Source organism: Chlamydia sp. 17-3921 (assembly GCF_902705545.1).
Classification (GTDB): domain Bacteria; phylum Chlamydiota; class Chlamydiia; order Chlamydiales; family Chlamydiaceae; genus Chlamydia.
This window is the reverse complement of the sequence record NZ_CACSHH010000003.1, coordinates 94056-115164: the sequence shown is the minus strand read 5'-3', so window position 1 is coordinate 115164 and position 21109 is coordinate 94056. Positions and strand designations below refer to the sequence as shown.

Below are 21109 nucleotides of genomic sequence, written 5' to 3'. Positions count from 1 at the left end.
TTTATGAGCCCACATCGTAGCCTATTTAAAATTAAGAGCCTTTCTAACCGCTTATATAATAAGGCTCTAGGGCGATTTGATAAGGTTTTCAACTTCTTTTCTGGAAGTATTGGTATTGACTTAGGTACGGCAAACACCTTGGTATATGTTCGAGGTCGTGGTATCGTTCTTAGTGAGCCTTCAGTTGTGGCTGTTGATGCTCAAACTCATACAGTTCTTGCTGTTGGCCATAAGGCTAAAGCCATGTTAGGGAAGACTCCTAGAAAAATTATGGCTGTTCGTCCTATGAAAGATGGAGTGATTGCTGATTTCGAAATAGCTGAAGGAATGTTAAAAGCTTTAATAAAACGAGTAACCCCTTCTCGTAGTGTTTTTCGTCCTAGAATTTTGATTGCTGTACCCTCAGGAATCACTGGTGTTGAAAAACGAGCTGTTGAAGATTCTGCTTTGCATGCCGGTGCTCAGGAAGTGATTTTAATAGAAGAACCTATGGCTGCTGCTATCGGAGTAGATCTTCCTGTTCATGAACCTGCAGCAAGCATGATCATTGATATTGGTGGAGGAACTACAGAAATTGCTATTATCTCTTTGGGGGGAATTGTTGAGTCACGTTCGTTACGCATAGCAGGGGACGAGTTTGATGAGTGCATTATCAATTATATGCGTCGGACTTACAATCTTATGATTGGGCCAAGGACTGCTGAAGAAATTAAGATCACTATTGGTTCTGCATACTCTTTGGGTGATCAAGAGTTAGAAATGGAAGTCCGTGGTCGAGATCAGGTAGCTGGTTTACCTATTACTAAGCGAATAAACTCTGTTGAGATTCGAGAATGCCTTGCTGAACCAATTCAACAGATTATAGAATGTGTGCGGCTAACACTAGAAAAATGTCCTCCGGAACTTTCCGCAGATTTAGTTGAGCGAGGAATGATTTTAGCTGGAGGAGGAGCTCTAATCAAAGGGTTAGATAAAGCTCTTAGTAAAAACACCGGACTCTCTGTTATAACGGCTCCCCATCCTTTATTAGCCGTGTGTTTGGGAACTGGTAAAGCTTTAGAACATTTGGATCAATTTAAGAAACGCAAGGGAAATATGGTGTGATTTATGGTTTGGAGTACTGGCATGGAACATGAAGGATTGAAGGCTTGGGTCACAGAGATTGCTGCACTAACCTCTCCTAAAAATATTCGTGTGTGCGATGGTTCTAATGCTGAGTATGTAGAACTTTGCTCTATGATGAAAGACTCTGGAGTGATGATTCCTCTCAATTCTAAATCACATCCGAATTGTTTTTTGGTTCGCTCTTCTCCTGAAGATGTTGCTCGTGTTGAACAATTTACTTTTATTTGTACTCCAACTCAGGAAGAAGCGGGACCGACCAACAATTGGAGAGACCCTAAAGAGATGCGAGAGGAGATGCAAAAGCTTTTCCATGGTTGTATGAAGGGAAGGACTCTTTATGTAGTCCCTTTCTGCATGGGACCTCTAAACTCTTCTTTTTCTATTGTGGGTATAGAAATAACAGATTCCCCTTATGTTGTTTGTTCTATGAAGATCATGACTCGTATGGGGAAAGATGTTTTGAAATTTCTAGGGACTTCTGGAAAATTCTTGAAATGTTTGCATAGCGTTGGAAAGCCTCTAGCTCTTGGAGAGAAAGATGTTTCATGGCCATGTAATCCAAAATCTATGCGCATAGTTCATTTCCAAGATGATAGCAGTGTGATGTCTTTTGGTAGTGGGTATGGTGGAAATGCGTTACTTGGGAAAAAATGTGTAGCTTTGCGTTTGGCCTCCTTTATGGCAAGAAAACAAGGGTGGCTTGCTGAGCATATGTTGATTATTGGAGTAACCAATCCTCAAGGGATCAAAAAGTATTTTTCAGCTTCTTTTCCCAGTGCTTGTGGAAAAACAAATTTAGCAATGTTAATGCCTAAACTTCCTGGTTGGAAAGTTGAATGTTTAGGAGATGATATTGCTTGGATTCGTCCTGGAGAAGATGGAAGATTGTATGCCGTAAATCCTGAGTTTGGTTTTTTCGGGGTTGCTCCTGGAACTTCTGCGCGTACGAATCCCAATGCTTTAGAGGCGTGTAAAAAGAATTCAATATTTACTAATGTAGCTTTAACTAATGATGATGATGTTTGGTGGGAAGGTCTTTCAGAAACTCCTCCTTCGTCTTTAACTGATTGGCATGGAAATCCATGGAAGCCAGGAGGAGCTCCTGCTGCGCATCCAAATTCACGATTTACAGCTCCTTTAACTCAATGCCCTTCTTTAGACCCTAAATGGAATCATCCTCAAGGAGTTCCTTTAGATGCAGTCATTTTTGGAGGACGTCGTTCAGATACAATTCCTCTGGTTTACGAGGCTTTAAGTTGGCAACATGGTGTAACTATAGGAGCAGGAATGTCTTCAACGACAACTGCAGCTATGGTTGGAGAACAAGGAAAATTACGTCACGATCCTTTTGCTATGTTGCCGTTTTGTGGTTATAATATGGCAAATTACTTCCAACATTGGTTGTCTTTTGGGAAAAAAACGAATCTTAAACTTCCTAAAATTTTTGGAGTTAACTGGTTTCGCAAAGATTCTGATGGGAATTTTCTATGGCCAGGATTTAGCGAAAATTTAAGAGTTTTAGATTGGATTTTTCGTCGGACAAATGAGGAAGAGAATATCGCTCAGAAAACACCTATTGGATATTTACCATCTTCAAAAGCATTGAATGTTGATGGATTGAACCTTAATTCACAAGTTCTTCAGGAGTTGTTAACTGTGGATCAAAAAGGTTGGATTGCTGAAGTTCAAAACATTCGTAATTATTTTAAGATTTTTGGTTCGAGTTGCCCGCAAGAAATTCTTGATGAGCTTTCTCGTATAGAATCAGAATTAAAATAAATCAAAGTTGTTAGTTCTTTTTATCTTAGTTTAAGAAGATCATTATTTTTGTTTTTTGATAAAAATTTATTATTTAAAATTAGAAAATAATGATTTTTTTAAATAAATATAATGGCAATACAACCATATTATATCCACTTTACTCGTAATATTACTTCTGCTTTAGCTGGTGGTCAAATAGATACAACAGATTTAGTGGGAGCTGCTTTTCTGTTTCAAGAATTAGATGAAAAAATTTTCTCTCTTAAACGAACTCTAGGTTGGATAGAAGAGATAGAACCTAAACATCTTGCTCAGATTGATAGAAGAAATCCTGTTTATGATATTTCTGAAGCTTCTTTTCCTAAAGGCTCTCCAGAAAGCAAGATAGAAATATTAAAACCTAGTTATACAGATACAGAGCTTCAAGATATTGTTAATGATCCAAATTTAGCTACTGCGAAAGTTTTTATCGACGGTTTAGACCAATCTTTCTCCAATTGGTTGATGTTATCTGAAGCTGGAGGAGTATCAGATCCCAAAGAAGCTGAAATAGCTGTTGTTATAAAGTATAAAACCGAACTTAACTCATTAAAATCTGCTTTCAATGTAACTCCAACAGATGCTCAATATACACAGTTGTATGCAATTGCGGACAACTTTGTAAAAGAGATGGAAGCTTTGAAAGCTTCAGATGCTCCTTCCAAGAGTAAAATCGCTGTTTTTTGGCAAGATATGATGGTGGTGTACTCAGCTATGACTGCAGTTTCTTATCCAGTATCAGAATATCTTAATACACAAATATCAGAGCTATATTTGAATATTTCTACAGCAAAGAATATTCAAGAGCTTTTGAGACAGTTTGCTAGTATTTTAAAAGATTTTCTACTTCCACGATGGGATGATGGGAGTCTGACTAGTGAACGAATTAATGGAGCAGAATATAACGCTCGTCAATCAGGGATGATTCAGAGCTATTTGACTTTAGGTGGTGTACTTCGTATGCTTACAGCAAACCTGCCTCAAGGTCTTGAGGCTAGCTATTCTCCAGAGCTGAGCGATCAAATTTTTGGATTCTTTTCAGATTTAAATGGCATCCCGATTCGTCATGGTGGTGCAGTCTTTCCTGCACTACGATTAGATGCATTCATTGGTTTGCAATATATTTATCAAGCTTGTGCGACTCTTTATGGAGAATCCGCTTCGAACCCTACAGAAGCCGAATATAAAGCTGCTTTACGAAAAGAAAAAGAGTACTGGAGTATTCGAGGGAATGCTGGCTTTAATGTAACGAATGATACTTTTTTTGATGACTATACTAATAATCTCTTTTACGCGACTACAACGGATGGAGGAGCCTCTATTTTTGAAAGTTTTCGTCTTAATTTTTTCAATCCACGTTTTTTCCATTTTATTATGAATCTTCTTCCAGAAACACCTTTGATTATGTCGCGAGCTGCTTACCAACATGTTTTGAATTCCGCTAATGCAGCTATTTCAAGAATAGATGGGTTAATTACAAATTGGACTACAGAAATTACTACGAAACAAACGCAGAAAGCTACTATAGATTCTTCTCAATTAAAGTATTTTACATCAATGAATACTAATAAAGGAACCTTTGTCACAACGTCTCCTCTTCAAAGCACATATACATCGATAATGTTGGATAAGTTTCTTCCCGCTCAACAGCATATTTTGAGCTCTTTAGGTGCTCAAATGACCTTCTCAAATAAAACAGCGAAATATTTGAACCAGCTTATCCATTTTATTCCAAGTTTTCATAATGCGGAAACGTACTATTCTTTATCTTTATATTTGAATCAAATGAATTTACAAGAGATAAAAGATGCTGAGGGTAAAGCCATTGCTGTTTTAAATGATGAGAAGATTCGTTGTAGAACAGACATAAAGCGTTGTCAATTGGTACAGGCTGAAATTGATAAAATCATTACTTCTGTAAAATCTGATACTGATCTGACATCTTCGCAAATTAGAGAAGTAGTTGAGATGCTGACTACTTATAAATCACAATTTAATGATCTCATTCGTAACGTGTCACAAGTTCTTGTTTACTTAATGGGAATGACGATCACTACAGTCCCTGAACCTGAATCTACAGATAAAGCTTTTGACGTAATAGTTTATAATCAACCAGAACAAAGTTGGAAAAGACAGTTAGCTACTTTTGAAAGCTTTGTGATTGAAGGAGGTCAGAATGCGGTTATTCCTGGAGGGGAAAAGCAAATCTTACAGGCTTTAGAGTCAAGTCAACAAGATTATACGACTTTTAACCAGAATCAACAGTTAGCATTACAATTGGAAATGGCAGCTATGCAACAGGAATGGACTGTAGTAAGCACCGCTATGGCTCTGTTAAATCAAATGTTTGCAAAATTAGCACGAAGAATTAGATCTTAAATAGATAGGTAGGAAGAGAATTATATGATGAATTCTAAAGTACAACGATCAAAGTTTTGTTGCCACGCAGTTGTAGAGCAGTCTTCTAGCAAAGTTTTTCAAGAACCCTCAAAACAGCTCGTTATGGATTATATAGACGCGAGTCAGTTAACACACTACCTTCAAGTATTTAAAGAAATATTACAAGAAGCTCGCAATCTAGGTTTAGATCATGATTTCATGTCTTCTATGAATCGAAATTTTTTAGATTCAGGAGTAGAACTAGCAATTGTTCAAACTTTGATAAATGAACAAAGTAGTAAAGAAATTCGTAAACAGAATGATAAGGTTTTTCATAAAAATTTGCAAAAACATGCTTTACAAGCTTTAACAACAGCCTCAGAATTATCTCCTCAAGCAGACTCTATTGTAAATAAAATGCCTTTTCAATCTGCTTTTGCTTATATTCTTTTAGATAAATACATTCCCTCACAAGAATCAGCGTTGTATGCTTTAGGCCGAGAGCTTAATCTTGCAGGATATGCGCAAAATACTTTTAGCCCTCTTCTTGAAGTGATTAAGAATTTTAATTCTGCGCCTATCAACTATAATTTAGGATCTTATATTTCTCAAACAGATGGGACTTCGAACTTCAAGTATGGTTATGAATTGGTTATGTCCAGATACGAAGAAGAGAGAGCTCAGTTACGAAATGATATTAAGAGTGTAGAAAGCGCTAAGGATCTTTTAACTAAGATCATCAAAGGAGTGAAAACAAATTCAAGTTTAACAGATGCCCAGCAAACTCAACTTGTTAACATTACTAATTCTTACGTAACTTCTTTGAATACCATAGAAAATCAGTTAAAGAGTTTGATGTCTAACTTAAATTCACTAATTTTCTCTCGTGGTGCAGACGAGTATTCACCATCTTTTAGAGTTATGGGAGCAGATTTTTCTATCTCAGATTTGCAGGAAACTGAAAGAATTGTTGTTGATGGAGTTATCAATATATCTACAGCAGAAACTTCTGGAGGATTACTAAATTTCTTTAATACAGTGCTTGCTGATGTTCAGAACTACGGAGATTTAGCGCAAACCCAACAGCTTATGCTTGATCTTCAAATGAAAGCTATGCAGCAACAATGGAGCTTAATTTCTTCATCTTTAAGACTTATGGATGGAATTTATAGAACTCTTATTTCTGGATTTAAAGCTTAGAATTGTAGTCCTGAAGTGATATTAATAGCTCGTTGATATCCCCAACGGCTTTCAACGCTATAATAAAAATTATCAGAAATGCAACATGTTGCTCCACAATAGAAATTAATCCTATCAAAGTTTGTGATTTCACGAACTTTGAATTTGAAGTTCGTAAATTGTTTTTCAAGATTTGCGAAACTATCTATAGGAGCTTTACGGATAGAGTTTCCGATAGAGACCCCAATATAGGGAAGAATATAGTCATTGAGATATGTAGTAACACCAATATGTGCAGACCACTCTTTATAGCTAAGTTTTCCACTAGTTGAGTCGAAATAAATTTCTGGATTGGCTTTGTTATAAACAACAATATAGTTGATAGGACAAGTCGCATGACGATAAGTAGCTCCAGCCCCAACAAAAGAAACGCCATCTTTCCATAAGACTTTATCGAGAGTAAGATCCCAGGCAATACCGTAGTTTGATTGTACTTCAACTATACCATCTGTGACTTCTGATTCTGCATTGAGTGGAGAAGAGGTGTAATCACGATAAGCATTGATAGGAATACGATAATATTGTTTTATGCCCCCAACTCTTACTCCAAAACTCACATCAAGAAGGGGAACTGTTGCTGGAGAGTTTTCTTGCAGAGAGATACAAGCAAAAGCATAGTTTGCATTTGTTATAGAATCCATCACATCGAAATCATAATTTTTCGTTGTAGCTGTAATCGTTGGATTTGTCCCTACTCCGCTTGTTGTAACAGAGGTTATTACGGGAACATCCGTAATATGAGCACTTTCTGAATAGATGAAATCTCCACAAAAACCGATTTTTAAACTTCCTGCTAAAGCTGCAAATATATCGTAGCTATTGCTAATTTGGAAAGCTCGCCATCCTGTTTGTTCAGGATTAATACCTGGAAGTACAGGAGAAGCTGGATTTCCTGCAGCCATAGCAAAAAGAGAAGAGGAAAAAATTGTCCCTAGAAGCGTGAAGACGTAAAAAATCGCTAAACGGAGATGTTTTAGCAGCTTATTGTTCATGTAGTCGGAGGCCTTATTTGCTTTGGGTGATACAGCTTTATTTAACAGATGATAAAAAATTGTACAAATGAAAACTCTTTAAGACTACCTTCTGAGAGGTGAGCATCTTGATATTAGAGATACTCTTCTTTAGTATTTCTTTGTAACAGCATGGCAATGCCCGTTTGAATATCAAGATTCTCATAGAGAACGCGATATATTCCAGTAGTTATAGGCATTTCAATTTGATAGCGTTGGGCTATTTGGTGAGCAGAAAGTGCTGTATAGGCTCCCTCAACAACCATACCAATTTTTGTTTTAGCTTGTTCTAAAGTTAAACCTTCAGCAATGAGTTTCCCAAATTGTAAATTTCTACTAAATTCTGAAAAACATGTGACACACAAATCTCCGAGACCCGATAATCCATTTAAAGTTTCTGGGCGACAATCCATAATCATCGCAAGCTTACGCATTTCATGTAGACCACGAGTAACGAGACCAGCTTTAGCATTGTTTCCAAAATGGAATCCTTCTGAGATACCACATGCTATTGCTATAATATTTTTTAAAGCTCCACCAAGAGCTACACCCTTAATGTCTGTATTAGGATAAACACGAAATATTGGTGTTGCGAATGTATTTTGTATTTGCTTAAGAGTTTCTGAGTTATAGGCGCTAATGACTACAGAACAGGGACAATTTTTTAGGACTTCTTTTGCTATAGATGGTCCACTAAGGTAACCTAAGAATTGTTTGGCAGAATTTCCAAGAACCTCAAGTATGATCTCGCTTAAAAGGAGACCTGTATTTTGTTCGATTCCTTTTGATGTAATGACAAAAGGAACAGACAATTTCGTAATTTGTTTGAGTTGTTCTGCGATAGGACGAATTCCCGAAGAAGAAACTCCTTCAACAATCATAGAAGCTCCATCTAAAGTTTCCTCTAGGTTTGTAGAGAAAGAAAGATTAGGAGAAATAGGGATTTCAGGGACGCGTGGATGTCGTTGATTCTGTTTGAGCTCTGCAATTAATTCAGAATTTCTAGACCATCCTGTGACACGATAACCCTTATTTGCAAGTAAAGATGCTAGGCAAAATCCCCAGATTCCCATACCTAGGTAGGCAACTTTTTGTGTCATGATGCCTCAAAAAATGGTTCCTCAAAAAAGGCTTTATTTTCCCAGTGTAAAGAAGTGGAAGTTAAAGGATAATAAAAATCTGCTTCTAGTTCAAAAGTTGTATTTGGAGAGAGCTTTTTTCCTGTAACTTTGTGGAATAGTTGGCGCTCTCGAGCAGAAAGAGCCTGTCTTACAGTTGCAGGGCTGTAGTTCCCTTCAAGGTTTTTAAGAGGGGCAAAACATTCTTGTCGAGGATAAACAAGAGTTTGACATTGCTCACTATAACAAAACAAATCAAAGATGAATTCTTCAAATTTCCAAGCATTTTTTTCTGTAGAAGAAGAAACTCCAAGTTGTTTTGCATACTTATGAGTTTTGTACAAGGGTAAGCGTTTGTAAGCAGCTCTTTGAATAAAGTCCATGGACAGACAGTAAAGACCGATATTGGCAAGGCAGTACTTAAGTTTTCCATTAGGATTTGTTGAGAAACGATCGTGTTTGGGAATTTCAGAATATTCTATGACACAAGTTTTTCCTGAATCGGACGCTTCTACAAGAATGCCAACATCTTCAATAGCGGTTTGTCTTAAAGCTGCTTTTATGGTGACCTCATTACTTTCCATAGCATGAAAACCACAAAGTTCGACATCGAAAGGTAGAGCTAGAGGATTATCTATAGGAATTACGCTTACCATTTCTATACCCATTTTCTTCCATTTTTCCCAAATGCCTGAGGAATAAAGGAGGGTTGCTAAACAGCCATTTCCATTAGGGCCTAAAGCAAGAGAATCAACATCTTCAAGGAATAAATTTCCAGATAGACTGAGTAGAGGCCAGAGAGGTTGACAAAAAAAATCGACTTGATTTGGATCTAAAGAAAAATAATTATTGGATTCAAAATAAGAGCGTGTTTGCCTGTTATTGAGAGGCGAAGTCATGAGAGCTAAAGGAAGAGGCTGTCTTGCAAGTTTACTCGCTGCATAAACTTTTTCAGCGACGAGTTGAAACAGAGGCTTTTTTTTAATAGGAGAAACAGGAAAAAGTCCTTTGGGACCGTCACACTTTAACCTTGATCCTTGACCTCCAGCAAGAACTACACAAGCCACTTTTTTTTCTCTTAAAAGAGAAGTCCCTTTGAGAGATCTGTCGGGATCTTCCCCAGAAGATGCAAAAGAAGTTATAGGACGAAAATCTTTAAGGATAGGAGTTGGAGATGAAAGAAGAGCTTGTTGTTGGTGAAAGAGTTGTATATCAAGAGAGAAAAGTTGAGAATAGAGACGTTGTTGTTGTTTAGACGTTAGTGTCGACCAAAATTCTAAGAGATGCTCTTGCTCTATAGCTCGAAGTCTCTCTGCTAACGAAGGCATATTTATAGCAGATGGAGAATATACAGAATCGATCATTATGAATTGCCTTGAGTTCCTATCTCTTGATTTTAGAATACTTATTATTTTTGATCTTTTCGATGATTTTTCTACGATTTATTAAATCTGAGAGTTGAGCAGAATCCTTTAATAAGAATTGTAGAGACTCACTGTGTTGTTTATAAAGAGAAGTTTGTAATGTTTTCAAGAGTTCCAAGAGATAGTCGTAATCCACAACACTAGATCTAGAGAAGAAAAAATCTTGACGTTTTTCTGCAAGAAGAGAAATACGCTCTGTTGTTATTTTCAGATCTTGAGATAAAGATTCTACCTTTTTTTTTTGTTCATGAACCCTATGCAAAGTACGGTATATTCGTTCTTTGAAAATTAAGGATAGGTTTTCAAGTTTTCGTGTCATTCCTGTACTAAAGTTTCTAGCTCTTTTAATGTATCTTCAAAATTATGATAGTTTGATAAGGGTTGGGTTAGAAATGCTTGGATATTAGGAAGAAGTTTTATTGCATCATCAAGATTTCTGTCTTGTCCTGGAGAATAGGCCCCAAGTTGGATAATATCTAAAGCTTCATTGTATATCTTGAGTAAAGATCGGAGTTTTTCTGCAGCAGCATAATGGTGAGGAAGTGAAAGAGATTGTGCAGATCGTGATAAGCTCGATAAAATATCTATAGGAGGGGAGGCTAAAGCTTTTCCTTGATTTGAGAGGAAGAAATGCCCATCTAGAAGAGATTTTAAATAATCTGTAAAGATATCGGGGTGTTTAGGATAGTGTAATATAGCATAAAGCGAGGTGATAGAGCCAATATCATTATTTCCGGAGCGTTCTGTAAATTCAGCAACATGATGAAATACTGAAGCAGCATAGTGGTGGTTTGCTAAGGTTTCTCCTCGTGCTAGAGCTACTTCTTGAAGTGCAGCTATCCAACGTGATAGAGAATCCATAATAAATAGAACATCATGACCTTGCTCTCGAAAAAATTCTGCAATAGTCATGGCTGCTCGTCCCGCGATAACTTTTGTTGGGGCAGTTTCGTGTGCTGAGGCGACAATAATAACAGCTTTGTGATTTCTTAGAGCTTCCTTATGTCGTTCTATATATTCGCGAACCTCTCTACCGCGTTCTCCAATTAAAGCAATAATGTTCACTGTGGATTGTGAACCCCGAGCTATAGCTGAAAGTAAAGAAGATTTCCCACTTCCTGGTTCTGAAAAAACTCCTATACGCTGACCTTTTCCAAGAGTTAAAAAAGCATCAATGACTTTAATTCCTGTAGGGAAAATATTGCAGACAGGTTTTCGGGTCATTGGAGATGGGGGAGGAGAAATTAGAGGTTTTCTATGAGTTTTTGGTAGTTCTGATTGATTGTCTATAGGATTTCCAAAAGCATCTAAAACGCGTCCAAGAAGATGATCTGAGAGATGAAGAGAAGGGGGACGACGAAGAGGAAGAACTTCTGTTCCTACAGAAACTCCATACATAGGAGATAGTGACATTAATAATGTCGTTTGATTATGGAATCCTATAACTTCTGCAAGTAGATTTGGAGATTTTGTAGAAGATATTTGACACAGCTCTCCTAGGCATGCTGAAAGACCTTGAGCTTCTAAGAGATTCCCAGATATTCGAGACAATAATCCACAGGAACGATAGGGTTGCCAATGGTGAATTTGTGATTTTTCCTTATCCAGGTAAGTCATGTCATTAAAACAGAAAGCAAATGATCGAGTTCTTCTCCGATATCTTGACGTAAGATTCCTTCGGGAATTTCTATTTTGTAACAAGCTCTTTTACATGTCGTATCAGGAAGAAACTCTGCATGTTTAATAAGAGGAATTTCATGAGTAGACATCCATGTATGAAGGTTTTGAAGATCTTCTGGATGAAGGAAGATTTTTAAAGAAGATAATGATCTTAAAGAAGAAAGACGTTTTACTGCAGCAGAAAGTAAGAGAGAGAGCTCTTGAGGATTTTCTAATTTCTTAGAGAGAAATTTTTCACAGGTAAGTAGGGCTAATTCTAAGAGATCAGGTTTTAATTTTTGAGTGACTTTCTCGACTTCTGCAAGCATATGTATAGAAAGTTTTCTAAAGAGTTGTACTAAGGAAAGTAATTCTTGAGAAGCCTTATTATCATTAAGAGGAACTTCCAAATCTGGTTGAAAAGGATCTGAGGCAGTAATGTTGTTAGAACAAGAACCAGGGGTTTGTGGTGTAGTCACAGGGTATACCTAATTCTAGAGTTTATATTTCAGTACCTGATGATGTATGTCTTCAGGCAGTTTGTTTAAGAGTTCCTCCGCTTTTTTGGGATCCAAGTATGAAAGGATCAAAGCAATTTTTTGTGGAGGTTCTTTTTGAATAATCTCTATCAGTTTTGTTATATTTATGCCTCGTTTTATTTTTCTTGGTTTTGATTCTATGCGTTCATAGGCGTGCCAGGCGAGGTAAAGACTTGCAAGGGCTACAATGCCTAGGCTAGAAAGTAAGATCATTCCTGTGATGAAGTATTTAGATATATCTCTTGAATTTTTTGTTTTATGAGCAAAAGGAATCTGTTTTGTCATTACAGTATAGTTATTGCTGTAATATTGATGGAGATAGTGTGATGCATGGCCCCAAACTCTTGCTGCATTTTCTTTGGAAAGGCAAGACAAATAAGTTTCATTTACATCTAACTGTAAAATGGGTTTGTCTTTGGTTGGAATACAGGAAAGAGCAAAATGTTCCTTGGGGAAAAGTTTGGAAAGATAGTTTTCTAAAGAAGAAAATAATAGAAAGTTAATGTTTATGGATTCTGGAGTATAGAAATTACCAAAGTTATCAGAAAGTGTTATGTTTTTTTTATCCAAACCAGGAAGACTACTACATAAATAGTCGGTAATAGAAAACAGTAATGTAGGAGTCAGAGGTTGATCCTTTTGTAGAGTAAGAATTACAGATAATCGTAAAGGAGTCTCAATCTCTGTTTCCGATGGTAAAGCAAAAGCAACTTTTGCAGATGCTATAGGATGAAATGTGATTAAATCTTTTTCTAGCTGTTCTTTTTTTGCTAGAGCTTCGCAAAATTTGAAGTTTCCTGCTTGTGAAATTTTTAACCAACTTCCAGAAGATTTTTCTATTTTAGGAGTAGATATTGCAGGAGTTTGAGAGGTTTTCCCAAAAAATAGAATACAACTGAGAACTCCTATACAAAGTAGAAGTCCTAAGGGGGGAATCCCTAGAGCAGAAACTTTTTTTCGTAATAGTTGGAAAAGCACAATTGTCCTAATAAAGAGTATAAAAATATCACTATAAAGCCATTTTATTACTCTCTATCAAAAAATGAGAATTATTGACAATTATTCTACAACGAAAGTCAATCAGAATCATGGAGATGTTGAGAGAAAGATAGTGACTCCTCTTGAACTTTGATTTGTAGCTCAGCATAGACATAGGCACGTAAGAGTTGGCCTATAGAATTTAATGTAGTTCCTATAGATGAAGGACATCCTGAACAATTTCCAGCGTAAGCAATGGTTACAACGTTCTCTTCTAGGGTTTCTATCGTAACAGCTCCACCATCTAATGCTACGTAAGGACTAATTTTTTCATCAGTTGTTGTTCTTAAAATCTGTAGTTTTTTTTCTATATCCAGGGCTTCCCAAGCCTCCTTCCCATAAGGAGTGGCATCTTCCATTCCTGGGAAAGCAGGAGTTTCTCCTAGAAAAGAAGGACCATCTTCTAGAGGAATCTCAAGACATTGCTCTATAGCAATATCCAAGGCATCTATAATGAAGTGATATAGGGGTAAACTATCTTCTGGAAGAGCTGGTTTTTCAGGATGCGAACGAAGTTCTCCATCAATATCATCGATACTAATTTTATAAGCTTGTGCGTAGCTTTTCCCTATAACAAGATTGCAAGTGACTTCTGCTAGGGGAATAAGGTAGGGATTCCCAAAATATTGAAATTTTGCATCAAGAACTTTTCCATTTCCTTTATCAATCAGCCAGTAAAAAATAACGCAGTTTCCCATAAGTCTATGACCTTGCTTACCAATTGCAAGATGGGCGTCTTTTGCCTCAGCATCTTCTTCTGAAAATTTACCAGAACAATATGGTTTTAATAATTTTTTCATCACTTTTGTAGAAAATGTCGCCCAGGAAGCTATAGGTTGAAAAGGAATAGTCATATTGAGTGTGCTATTAAAGGATTTAAAAATTGAATTCCGTCGTGTATGGCTTTGGTGAGAATGTCAAACTGTTCTCCTTTGTTTCTCTCTGTTAAAGAAAAATGAAGAGCTCCGTGACAAAGGAAAGGAGTTACACCACAGTTTTGTAGGACTTGAGACAAGGGTTGAAAGCGTTCATAACCTAGTCCAGGATAAATTCCCTGTTGATGTAAAAAGAAAGTTAGGCTTTCTGCAGGGATATCGGGAAGTGCTACAACGAGAATATTTGGTAAGAGATTCTTTATTTGAGAAAATAGAATTTGGATAGAAGGACACGTTTTTTGTAAGTTTGTTATGAGCTTGTTTCGTAGATTGATTGTGTTCAAAGAAAATAAAGGAAGAGCTGATGCTCGTTCTTTACACGCTGTTTGCATTGCTGCTACAGATGCAAGATTCAAAACTCCAGATGGAGAAGAGGGAAACCATGGAGAGAAAATATTCTCTAAGGATTTCTGGAGAAACATACCTCCTATATGACCTATGCCTCCTAATGCCATTGAAGAAAATGTGATAATATCAGATTCAAAGATTTCTGAAGGGAGGGAAGCTCTCCCTAGTATATCAGAAATATCAACATGAAGAAGAACCTTGCGTTCCTTACAGATTTTAAGAATTTTTTCGAGAGGTTGAATCACTCCTGTCAATCCATGTGCTGCTGACATAGAAAATAAAAGAGTTCGTGGTGTGAGGGCTTCTACAAGTTGTTCTTCAGAGATTCGTCCTTCTGATGTTGTTGTTACCCAATCATAAGTTGCTCCCAAACCATGACGTCGACATAAAGCATCAATAAAAATTTGTTGATCGTGGGAAGGAAGGATCAAATGATTTCTTCCTTGAAAGAAATTTTGATTTTCTAATAGTGCAGCAACAATAATCTTAACAATGTGTGGGTAATGAGGAACAAAGTGAAAAATTTCAGGAAGTTTTGCCCCTATAGATTTTCGAATGGATTCTTCAGCCTCTTTTAAGAATTTTACAGCAGAAGTTGGCACTAAAGAAAAAGGGTCCGCGTAAATAGAATAATTTTCTATGACCTCATGAGATGGAGGAATTGCTAATTGATTGTTTAACCAAACGGTTCGAGGAGTTTTTCGAATTTGAGGTTTTTCCATAAATATACTATAGGCTTTCCAGTTGGAATCTCTAAAGATAATACTTCTTCCTCACTTAACTTTTCTATATCCATAATCAAAGATCGTAGAGAATTTCCATGTGCAGAGATAAAAACATTTTTAGAATTTTTTAATTGAGAAAGAATAGTCTCTTGAAAATATGGTAGGACTCGTTGTTTTGTATCGTATAAGCTCTCTCCATGTGGGGGAGCGACTCTGTAACTGCGTCTCCAAAGTTTCACTTGTTTTTCTCCGAATTCCGCAGCAGTTTCTTCTTTATTTTTCCCTTGAAGTTCGCCATACATTCTTTCATTAAGTGCAGAAGAAGAGTATAAGGGTACCATTATTGCTTCTTCAGATTTATTATAAATGGTTCCTAAGCGACGTTGTTCTGAATTTTCATGAATAATATAAGGAACTTTTTTTGATTTATGTTGCGACATGGCAAGTAATGCTGTCATCAAACTACGAACTAGTGAAGATGTGTAGATGCAATCTATTGGAAGATCTTGAATAGCCTTTCCTGCAGCAAATGCTTCTTCTATTCCTTGTTGGCTTAGAGGGATATCTACCCAGCCCGTAAACAGATTTTTTGCATTCCAGACAGATTGACCGTGACGTAGTAAAATCAATAGAGTCATATGATCCTATATATAAGATTCAAGTTCAGAGGCCAAGCATAGGAAGAAAAAAACTTTTGTCTAGCAGAAATTTTTGTAAAAAAGTTTTTTCAAGCAAAGAACTCTAGACCTCTATTTCTCCTCTCAGGCACAATAGTTGCTTTCCATAGAGATTTTTATGACAAAGATTCGCCTTAATAAATTTTTAGCCGCTGCTGGAATTGCTTCTCGAAGAAAATGTGACGAAATCATTTTTTCCGGAGAAGTAACAGTGAATGGGCGTATTGCTCAAGGTCCTTTTGTGCTTGTCGATGATCAATATGATAGAGTTCAGGTGAGAGGCCAAAATGTAAATAGCACTAAAAAAGTCTATTTTATGGTTCATAAGCCTCTGGGATTTTTATGCTCTTCAGAAAGAAAGTTCCCAGGGACGAAGCTTGTTATTGATATGTTCTCACATCTTCCTTACCGTGTGTTTACTGTCGGTCGTTTGGACAAAGAAACTTCTGGTTTGATCCTCGTTACTAATGATGGAGATTTCGCAAATAAAATAATTCACCCATCTTTCGGAATTACTAAGGAGTATTTATTAAAAGTAAATCGCGATGTGATAGAAAAAGATCTCGACGCTCTTATGCAAGGGACTGTAATTGATGGGAAACATATTCGCCCTGTTGTTGTATCTAAAATTCGTAGAGGAACAATAAAAATTGTTGTAAACGAGGGTAAAAAACATGAAATACGTCTTTTTGCAGAAGCCGCAGGCCTTCATATTTTAGAGCTTAAGCGAATTCGTATCGGTAGTTTGGTTTTAGGCGGTTTGCCTTATGGAGAATATCGCGAACTTACTGATGCAGAAATACTCACCTACCTTACTCTTTAATTGTTTTTTATAATAAACCTACATATAGATCGCCTATGGGATACATGATTTGTGTTGTTATTGGGGGAATCTTATGTGGAGCTCTTTTAGGAGCCTATCTCCAGTTATACTATGCCGTATTCAATGTTTCTTTAGCATGGGAAACCCTTGTGAAACATGCTATTGCTAAACGTCAGGCTTTAATTTCTTTAGCTCAACTCTTAAAGAAAAAGCATTCCTTATTGGAGCAGGAAGTAGCATTTCTTTCAGAACATCAAAACATGTCGTGGCGAGTATTCCTTCGTAATGGCTATACTATTCTTTTTGCTTTTCGAGAAATGGAAGAATCTTTACCTCAAGCTATGTCGGAGTTATTTGAATTTTTAGAGTCTTGTGAGGATCAAGACGAGGCTCTTTTATTGATCGAAGATTTCTGGGCTAGCGATAATTTATTCGCATTTGAAACGGCAGCCTATGAACAGGCTGTGGATAAATATTTAAAACAACGTCAACAAGCTTCTTTATGGTTCGCCCAAAGTCTTTTTAGATTTCTAGATATTCCAGAAATTCGTTTTGGTCGCTAAAACTTTAGCGATATCCTTTTCCAAAATTCTTATAAAATGTGTGGTAAGACATTCTAAAGAATGCTCTAAGACAACCGGATAACCGAGTAATATTTGTAAAGAAGTCGCAGGTTGTCCGACGTTTTGTAAATCTTCTTTTAGAGTGTTTGCATTGATCCCTATACCTAAAGCAATCCCAAGCATCCCTTGTGAAGGGAGTGTTTCACAAAGTACGCCACACAGTTTTTCTCCTTGTACAAGAACATCGTTAGGCCATTTTATTGTTGCATGTGGAATCTGGAGTTCTTGTGTTAACATAAGAACTGCTTTTGTCCCTAATCGGAATAATTGAGAGAGGTCTATGTCCATTTCTGTAATAAAGAAACAGTATGTTACTATGATATCTCTATTAGAACTTTTCCAATCTCTACCAAATTTCCCTTTTCCCGCTGTTTGGTTTTGCGTAGTTACTACTGTTAATGCTTTGGGATCCCAGAGATGCATTAATTTTTTTGCTTCTGCATTGGTAGAAGGAGTTTTTGCTACTTCGTAATAAATAATTTTCATATTCTAAAAGTAAATATTTTTCGAAAAATGATATTATGAAAAACTATAAATATTTTAACTACATCAATTTATGGATTTTTATCATCATCATTTTATTAATGACATTAAGTTTAATAGTCATTTCTTCAATGGACTCCTTAACAATATGGGAAGCTCCTTCTAAAAGCTTATTCACAACAAAAAGTCTAACTCAGATTAAGCATTTTGTTTTGGGATGGATAGTCTTTTTTATCTGTATGTATTTAGATTATCACAAACTCAGACAATGGGCTTGGCTGCTTTATCTTGTAATGATCATGAGTCTGATAGGACTGTTTTTTGTTCCTGCAGTACAGAATGTTCATAGATGGTATCGAATCCCTTTAATTCATTTGAGTGTGCAACCTTCAGAATATGGAAAATTGATTGTTGTAATTATGTTAAGTTATACTTTAGATGCTAGAAAAGCCACGATAGCATCAAAAACTACAGCATTACTTGCCTGTCTTATTGTTGCGATTCCTTTTTTTTTAATTTTTAAAGAACCTGATTTAGGGACAGCTTTAGTTTTATGTCCTGTAGCATTAACTATCTTATACTTAGGGAATGTCTACCCTCCTCTCGTACGTTTTTTTTCTATTTTAGCGGGGATTAGTATTATTTGCTCGTTGCTGATTTTTTCTGGGATCGTTTCTCATGAAAAAATACGGCCTTATGCTCTTAAAATCTTCAAAGAATATCAATATGAGCGTCTGAGCCCTTCAAATCACCACCAAAGGGCATCGCTAATTTCTATAGGCCTTGGTGGATTGAAGGGACGCGGTTGGAAATCTGGAGAATTCGCTGGGAGAGGATGGCTTCCTTATAGCTATACCGATTCTGTTTTTCCTGCTTTAGGGGAAGAATTTGGCTTTATTGGGTTGATTATTGTGCTTTTACTTTTCTATTTTCTAATTTGTTTTGGTTGTCGAACTGTTGCTGTTGCTATTGATGATTTTGGAAAGTTATTAGCAGGAGGTATCACTGTATATCTTTCTATGCATGTGTTGATCAACATTAGCATGATGTGTGGGTTACTTCCTATTACAGGAGTCCCTTTGGTTTTAATTTCTTATGGGGGATCATCAGTAATTTCAACAATGGCTTCTTTAGGGATATTACAAAGTATTTATAGCCGCCGCTTTGAAAGATATTAGTACCATTATTTTAGTAATCTTAATGCATTCACACCAACGATTATAGTACTTCCTTCATGGAGAATCACTGCTAACCAAAGAGGAATAACTCCAAGTGATGCAGGCCAGGATACTAGTAAAATAACAGCAAGAGCTAACCCAAGATTTTGTGAGACGATTTTCCTTGTTTGTTTGGCTTTTTGTAAAATCCATGGTAAAGAAGTTAGAGCATCATGTAAGAGAACTACATCAGCAGCTTCTATAGCCGTAGCACTCCCTGCTTCTCCCATAGCAATGCCTACGGTTGCTTGAGCTAATGCTGGAGCATCATTGATTCCGTCTCCAACCATAAGAATATGACGCTTTTTAGCTAATTCCCGAACTTTTTCAAGTTTATCGTCAGGAGAAAGATCTGCAAAAACTTCTGAAACGCCAACAAGTTGAGCTATGTTTTCTGCACTAATTTTATGATCTCCAGTTAGCATACTTACGGGATATCCTAGAATTTTTAGTTCTTGAATAATTTCAGCCGCATAAGGGCGAGGTTCATCTTTAAAATAAAATAATGCACAAGAAGATCCTAAATAAGCCAGAGAGCATATTTCTCCCCGTAATTTTGCATCGTAGATACGTTGTTGTAACTCTTCAATATAAGTTGCAGAAATAAATTTTAAAGCTGTTTCTGTTTTCCCAACAAATGCTTCTTGATCTTTAAAAAATCCACGAACTCCTTCTCCAGGAATCGTAAGATAACGGTCTGCAACTTGAGAAGTGAATCCTTGAGTTATTAAATATTCTACGATTGCTAGAGCTATGGGATGAGAGGAAGATTGTTCTAAAGCTAAAATAGAAGGAAAGAATGTAGGGGTTTTTAAACCAAAAAAATCACAGCCTATACAAGTAAGCTTCCCTGTTGTCAGTGTCCCAGTTTTATCCATAACTATGGAGTTACATGAAGCTAAACGATCTAGAACCACTCCCCCTTTAAGAAGAATTCCATGTTTTGCGCAAGCATTTATAGAGCTTAAGTATGCTATTGGAATCGCAATAATTAAAGCACAAGGAGACGCTGCTATAAGAAACGCTAAAGCTCGGTAAAAAGCACTATTAGGTCCTAGAAAAGGAATCGAGGTAAATAACGGAATTAAAATAGCTATGGCACTCGCAATCCCAAAAATTGTAATCGCGTAAATAGAAGAATATTTATCTAAACGTTGTTGTAAATCTGGTTTAGAATTTTGGGCTTGGATGACAAGGTTAATAATATGAGTGATAGTAGAATCTGCCCCTGTACGTAAAACTTTAAGATCAAAACTCCCTTCCATATTATATGCTCCAGCAGGAACTATAGAATCTTTTTGACAAGATTTAGGAACTTTTTCTCCCGTTAAATGCATCAAGTTTATAGATGATGAACCATGGATAATTTTCCCATCTAATGGAACAATTTCTCCACTTTTTATACGAATGGTATCACCGACTTGAATTTTATTGACGGGCATTTGTTGGAGATTTCCATCACTTAAAACAACCCAACCCATTGTTGGTGCTAATTGTTTTAAAGAAGATATCGAACTTTTGGCTTTCCCCGAAACCATCTGACCTAATGCTTCAGAAATAGCAAACAGAACGAGAAGCAAAGCTCCCTCTAAAGTCCCTCCAATGAAAATGGAGCCGAAGGCTGCAGAGGTCATTAAAATATCAATATTAATGGTCTTATTACTAATATTTTCTAAAGATTTAATTAATGCTGGGGTCCCAGCAAAAAAGAAAGTCAAAATTGTAAAGAGATGGGAAACATTGTTAGCGCTAAACCAATAACAAAATAGTGCTATAAGGTAGGTTGCTAAGGATAAATATGACGATTTAAGAGTAAGATTGTGGCTAAGTTTTCGGTGTTTTTCGGAAAGCATCGGACTTGTATCTTCTGACATTCCAGACTCAAAGAAGTTGGTTAGAATCTTTGCTGAAAATGGCGTAGAAAATATTCGGGAAAACACAAGCTAC

The 21109-nt window shown here is 36.6% G+C and carries 19 protein-coding genes; 7 read left to right on the top strand and 12 right to left on the bottom strand.

The window, feature by feature from the left end; all coding sequences use genetic code 11:
- The first annotated feature begins 3 nt into the window (after nucleotides 1-3).
- The 4 genes from JMS40_RS00885 (at nucleotide 4) to JMS40_RS00870 (ending at nucleotide 6504) form a co-directional block, all read left to right on the top strand.
- Entirely contained in the window at nucleotides 4-1104 is a 1101-nt protein-coding gene (locus JMS40_RS00885; RefSeq protein WP_201456395.1) for a rod shape-determining protein, read from the top strand.
- A 3-nt stretch (nucleotides 1105-1107) separates the two neighbouring features.
- Nucleotides 1108-2904: a phosphoenolpyruvate carboxykinase (GTP) gene (locus JMS40_RS00880; protein ID WP_201456394.1), complete on the top strand. Its 1797-nt coding sequence runs from the start codon at nucleotides 1108-1110 to the stop codon at nucleotides 2902-2904.
- Nucleotides 2905-3015: 111 nt separating this feature from the next.
- On the top strand, nucleotides 3016-5304 hold the full coding sequence (locus JMS40_RS00875) for a CT620/CT621 family type III secretion system effector (protein WP_201456393.1): 2289 nt from the start codon (nucleotides 3016-3018) through the stop codon (nucleotides 5302-5304).
- Between the two features lie 24 nt (nucleotides 5305-5328).
- Nucleotides 5329-6504 (top strand): CT620/CT621 family type III secretion system effector, encoded by a 1176-nt coding sequence (locus tag JMS40_RS00870; RefSeq protein WP_201456392.1) that lies wholly within the window; start codon nucleotides 5329-5331, stop codon nucleotides 6502-6504.
- Here JMS40_RS00870 and JMS40_RS00865 read toward each other — a convergent pair.
- The 10 genes from JMS40_RS00865 to JMS40_RS00820 form a co-directional block, all read right to left on the bottom strand.
- On the bottom strand, nucleotides 6501-7535 hold the full coding sequence (locus JMS40_RS00865; RefSeq protein ID WP_201456391.1) for a hypothetical protein: 1035 nt from the start codon (nucleotides 7533-7535) through the stop codon (nucleotides 6501-6503). The two genes, JMS40_RS00870 and JMS40_RS00865, sit on opposite strands and share 4 nt — an antisense overlap.
- A gap of 113 nt (nucleotides 7536-7648) precedes the next feature.
- On the bottom strand, nucleotides 7649-8653 hold the full coding sequence (locus JMS40_RS00860) for an NAD(P)H-dependent glycerol-3-phosphate dehydrogenase (RefSeq protein WP_201456390.1): 1005 nt from the start codon (nucleotides 8651-8653) through the stop codon (nucleotides 7649-7651).
- On the bottom strand, nucleotides 8650-10035 hold the full coding sequence (locus JMS40_RS00855) for a UTP--glucose-1-phosphate uridylyltransferase (RefSeq protein WP_201456389.1): 1386 nt from the start codon (nucleotides 10033-10035) through the stop codon (nucleotides 8650-8652). The genes JMS40_RS00860 and JMS40_RS00855 overlap by 4 nt, the downstream gene beginning before the upstream one ends.
- Before the next feature lie 19 nt (nucleotides 10036-10054).
- Nucleotides 10055-10414 (bottom strand): hypothetical protein, encoded by a 360-nt coding sequence (locus JMS40_RS00850; protein WP_236558920.1) that lies wholly within the window; start codon nucleotides 10412-10414, stop codon nucleotides 10055-10057.
- Nucleotides 10411-11712: a FliI/YscN family ATPase gene (locus JMS40_RS00845; protein WP_201456388.1), complete on the bottom strand. Its 1302-nt coding sequence runs from the start codon at nucleotides 11710-11712 to the stop codon at nucleotides 10411-10413. The genes JMS40_RS00850 and JMS40_RS00845 overlap by 4 nt, the downstream gene beginning before the upstream one ends.
- Nucleotides 11709-12194: a flagellar biosynthesis protein gene (locus JMS40_RS00840; RefSeq protein ID WP_236558925.1), complete on the bottom strand. Its 486-nt coding sequence runs from the start codon at nucleotides 12192-12194 to the stop codon at nucleotides 11709-11711. The genes JMS40_RS00845 and JMS40_RS00840 overlap by 4 nt, the downstream gene beginning before the upstream one ends.
- A gap of 54 nt (nucleotides 12195-12248) precedes the next feature.
- On the bottom strand, nucleotides 12249-13271 hold the full coding sequence (locus JMS40_RS00835; RefSeq protein WP_201456386.1) for a type III secretion system protein: 1023 nt from the start codon (nucleotides 13269-13271) through the stop codon (nucleotides 12249-12251).
- A gap of 98 nt (nucleotides 13272-13369) precedes the next feature.
- On the bottom strand, nucleotides 13370-14185 hold the full coding sequence (locus tag JMS40_RS00830) for a NifU family protein (protein ID WP_201456385.1): 816 nt from the start codon (nucleotides 14183-14185) through the stop codon (nucleotides 13370-13372).
- Nucleotides 14182-15336 (bottom strand): aminotransferase class V-fold PLP-dependent enzyme, encoded by a 1155-nt coding sequence (locus tag JMS40_RS00825; protein ID WP_201456384.1) that lies wholly within the window; start codon nucleotides 15334-15336, stop codon nucleotides 14182-14184. The genes JMS40_RS00830 and JMS40_RS00825 overlap by 4 nt, the downstream gene beginning before the upstream one ends.
- Entirely contained in the window at nucleotides 15291-15977 is a 687-nt protein-coding gene (locus tag JMS40_RS00820) for a 2,3-bisphosphoglycerate-dependent phosphoglycerate mutase (RefSeq protein ID WP_201456383.1), read from the bottom strand. Before JMS40_RS00820 ends, JMS40_RS00825 begins: the two co-directional genes overlap by 46 nt.
- Before the next feature lie 157 nt (nucleotides 15978-16134).
- On the opposite strand from JMS40_RS00820, the gene JMS40_RS00815 reads away from it, so the two are divergent.
- Together JMS40_RS00815 and JMS40_RS00810 are read left to right on the top strand one after the other, a co-directional pair.
- A complete protein-coding gene (locus tag JMS40_RS00815; protein ID WP_201456382.1) occupies nucleotides 16135-16839 on the top strand; it encodes a pseudouridine synthase in 705 nt (234 codons plus the stop codon).
- A gap of 35 nt (nucleotides 16840-16874) precedes the next feature.
- Nucleotides 16875-17402 carry a hypothetical protein gene (locus JMS40_RS00810; protein ID WP_201456381.1) on the top strand — a complete coding sequence of 176 codons (528 nt, stop codon included), beginning with the start codon at nucleotides 16875-16877 and terminating at the stop codon, nucleotides 17400-17402.
- Here the strand turns inward: JMS40_RS00810 and JMS40_RS00805 are convergent.
- Nucleotides 17370-17948, bottom strand: a complete 579-nt coding sequence (locus tag JMS40_RS00805) for a biotin--[acetyl-CoA-carboxylase] ligase (protein WP_201456380.1) — start codon at nucleotides 17946-17948, stop codon at nucleotides 17370-17372. The genes JMS40_RS00810 and JMS40_RS00805 overlap by 33 nt on opposite strands.
- 35 nt (nucleotides 17949-17983) lie before the next feature.
- Between JMS40_RS00805 and JMS40_RS00800 the strand changes: the two genes are divergently transcribed.
- Nucleotides 17984-19123 (top strand): FtsW/RodA/SpoVE family cell cycle protein, encoded by a 1140-nt coding sequence (locus tag JMS40_RS00800; protein ID WP_201456379.1) that lies wholly within the window; start codon nucleotides 17984-17986, stop codon nucleotides 19121-19123.
- 5 nt (nucleotides 19124-19128) lie between these two features.
- On the opposite strand, the gene JMS40_RS00795 is transcribed toward JMS40_RS00800, so the two are convergent.
- Entirely contained in the window at nucleotides 19129-21102 is a 1974-nt protein-coding gene (locus tag JMS40_RS00795) for a cation-translocating P-type ATPase (RefSeq protein WP_201456378.1), read from the bottom strand.
- Nucleotides 21103-21109 lie beyond the last annotated feature (7 nt).

Bases quoted from the DNA above. Each gene is read 5' to 3' on its own strand.
- JMS40_RS00855 (WP_201456389.1), bottom strand. From the start codon at position 10,035: ATGATCGATTCTGTATATTCTCCATCTGCTATAAATATGCCTTCGTTA.
- JMS40_RS00815 (WP_201456382.1), top strand. From the start codon at position 16,135: ATGACAAAGATTCGCCTTAATAAATTTTTAGCCGCTGCTGGAATTGCT.
- JMS40_RS00800 (WP_201456379.1), top strand. From the start codon at position 17,984: ATGAAAAACTATAAATATTTTAACTACATCAATTTATGGATTTTTATC.
- JMS40_RS00885 (WP_201456395.1), top strand. From the start codon at position 4: ATGAGCCCACATCGTAGCCTATTTAAAATTAAGAGCCTTTCTAACCGC.
- JMS40_RS00875 (WP_201456393.1), top strand. From the start codon at position 3,016: ATGGCAATACAACCATATTATATCCACTTTACTCGTAATATTACTTCT.
- JMS40_RS00865 (WP_201456391.1), bottom strand. From the start codon at position 7,535: ATGAACAATAAGCTGCTAAAACATCTCCGTTTAGCGATTTTTTACGTC.
- JMS40_RS00870 (WP_201456392.1), top strand. From the start codon at position 5,329: ATGATGAATTCTAAAGTACAACGATCAAAGTTTTGTTGCCACGCAGTT.
- JMS40_RS00830 (WP_201456385.1), bottom strand. From the start codon at position 14,185: ATGACTATTCCTTTTCAACCTATAGCTTCCTGGGCGACATTTTCTACA.
- JMS40_RS00845 (WP_201456388.1), bottom strand. From the start codon at position 11,712: ATGACTTACCTGGATAAGGAAAAATCACAAATTCACCATTGGCAACCC.
- JMS40_RS00825 (WP_201456384.1), bottom strand. From the start codon at position 15,336: ATGGAAAAACCTCAAATTCGAAAAACTCCTCGAACCGTTTGGTTAAAC.
- JMS40_RS00805 (WP_201456380.1), bottom strand. From the start codon at position 17,948: ATGAAAATTATTTATTACGAAGTAGCAAAAACTCCTTCTACCAATGCA.
- JMS40_RS00820 (WP_201456383.1), bottom strand. From the start codon at position 15,977: ATGACTCTATTGATTTTACTACGTCACGGTCAATCTGTCTGGAATGCA.
- JMS40_RS00880 (WP_201456394.1), top strand. From the start codon at position 1,108: ATGGTTTGGAGTACTGGCATGGAACATGAAGGATTGAAGGCTTGGGTC.
- JMS40_RS00810 (WP_201456381.1), top strand. From the start codon at position 16,875: ATGGGATACATGATTTGTGTTGTTATTGGGGGAATCTTATGTGGAGCT.
- JMS40_RS00860 (WP_201456390.1), bottom strand. From the start codon at position 8,653: ATGACACAAAAAGTTGCCTACCTAGGTATGGGAATCTGGGGATTTTGC.
- JMS40_RS00850 (WP_236558920.1), bottom strand. From the start codon at position 10,414: ATGACACGAAAACTTGAAAACCTATCCTTAATTTTCAAAGAACGAATA.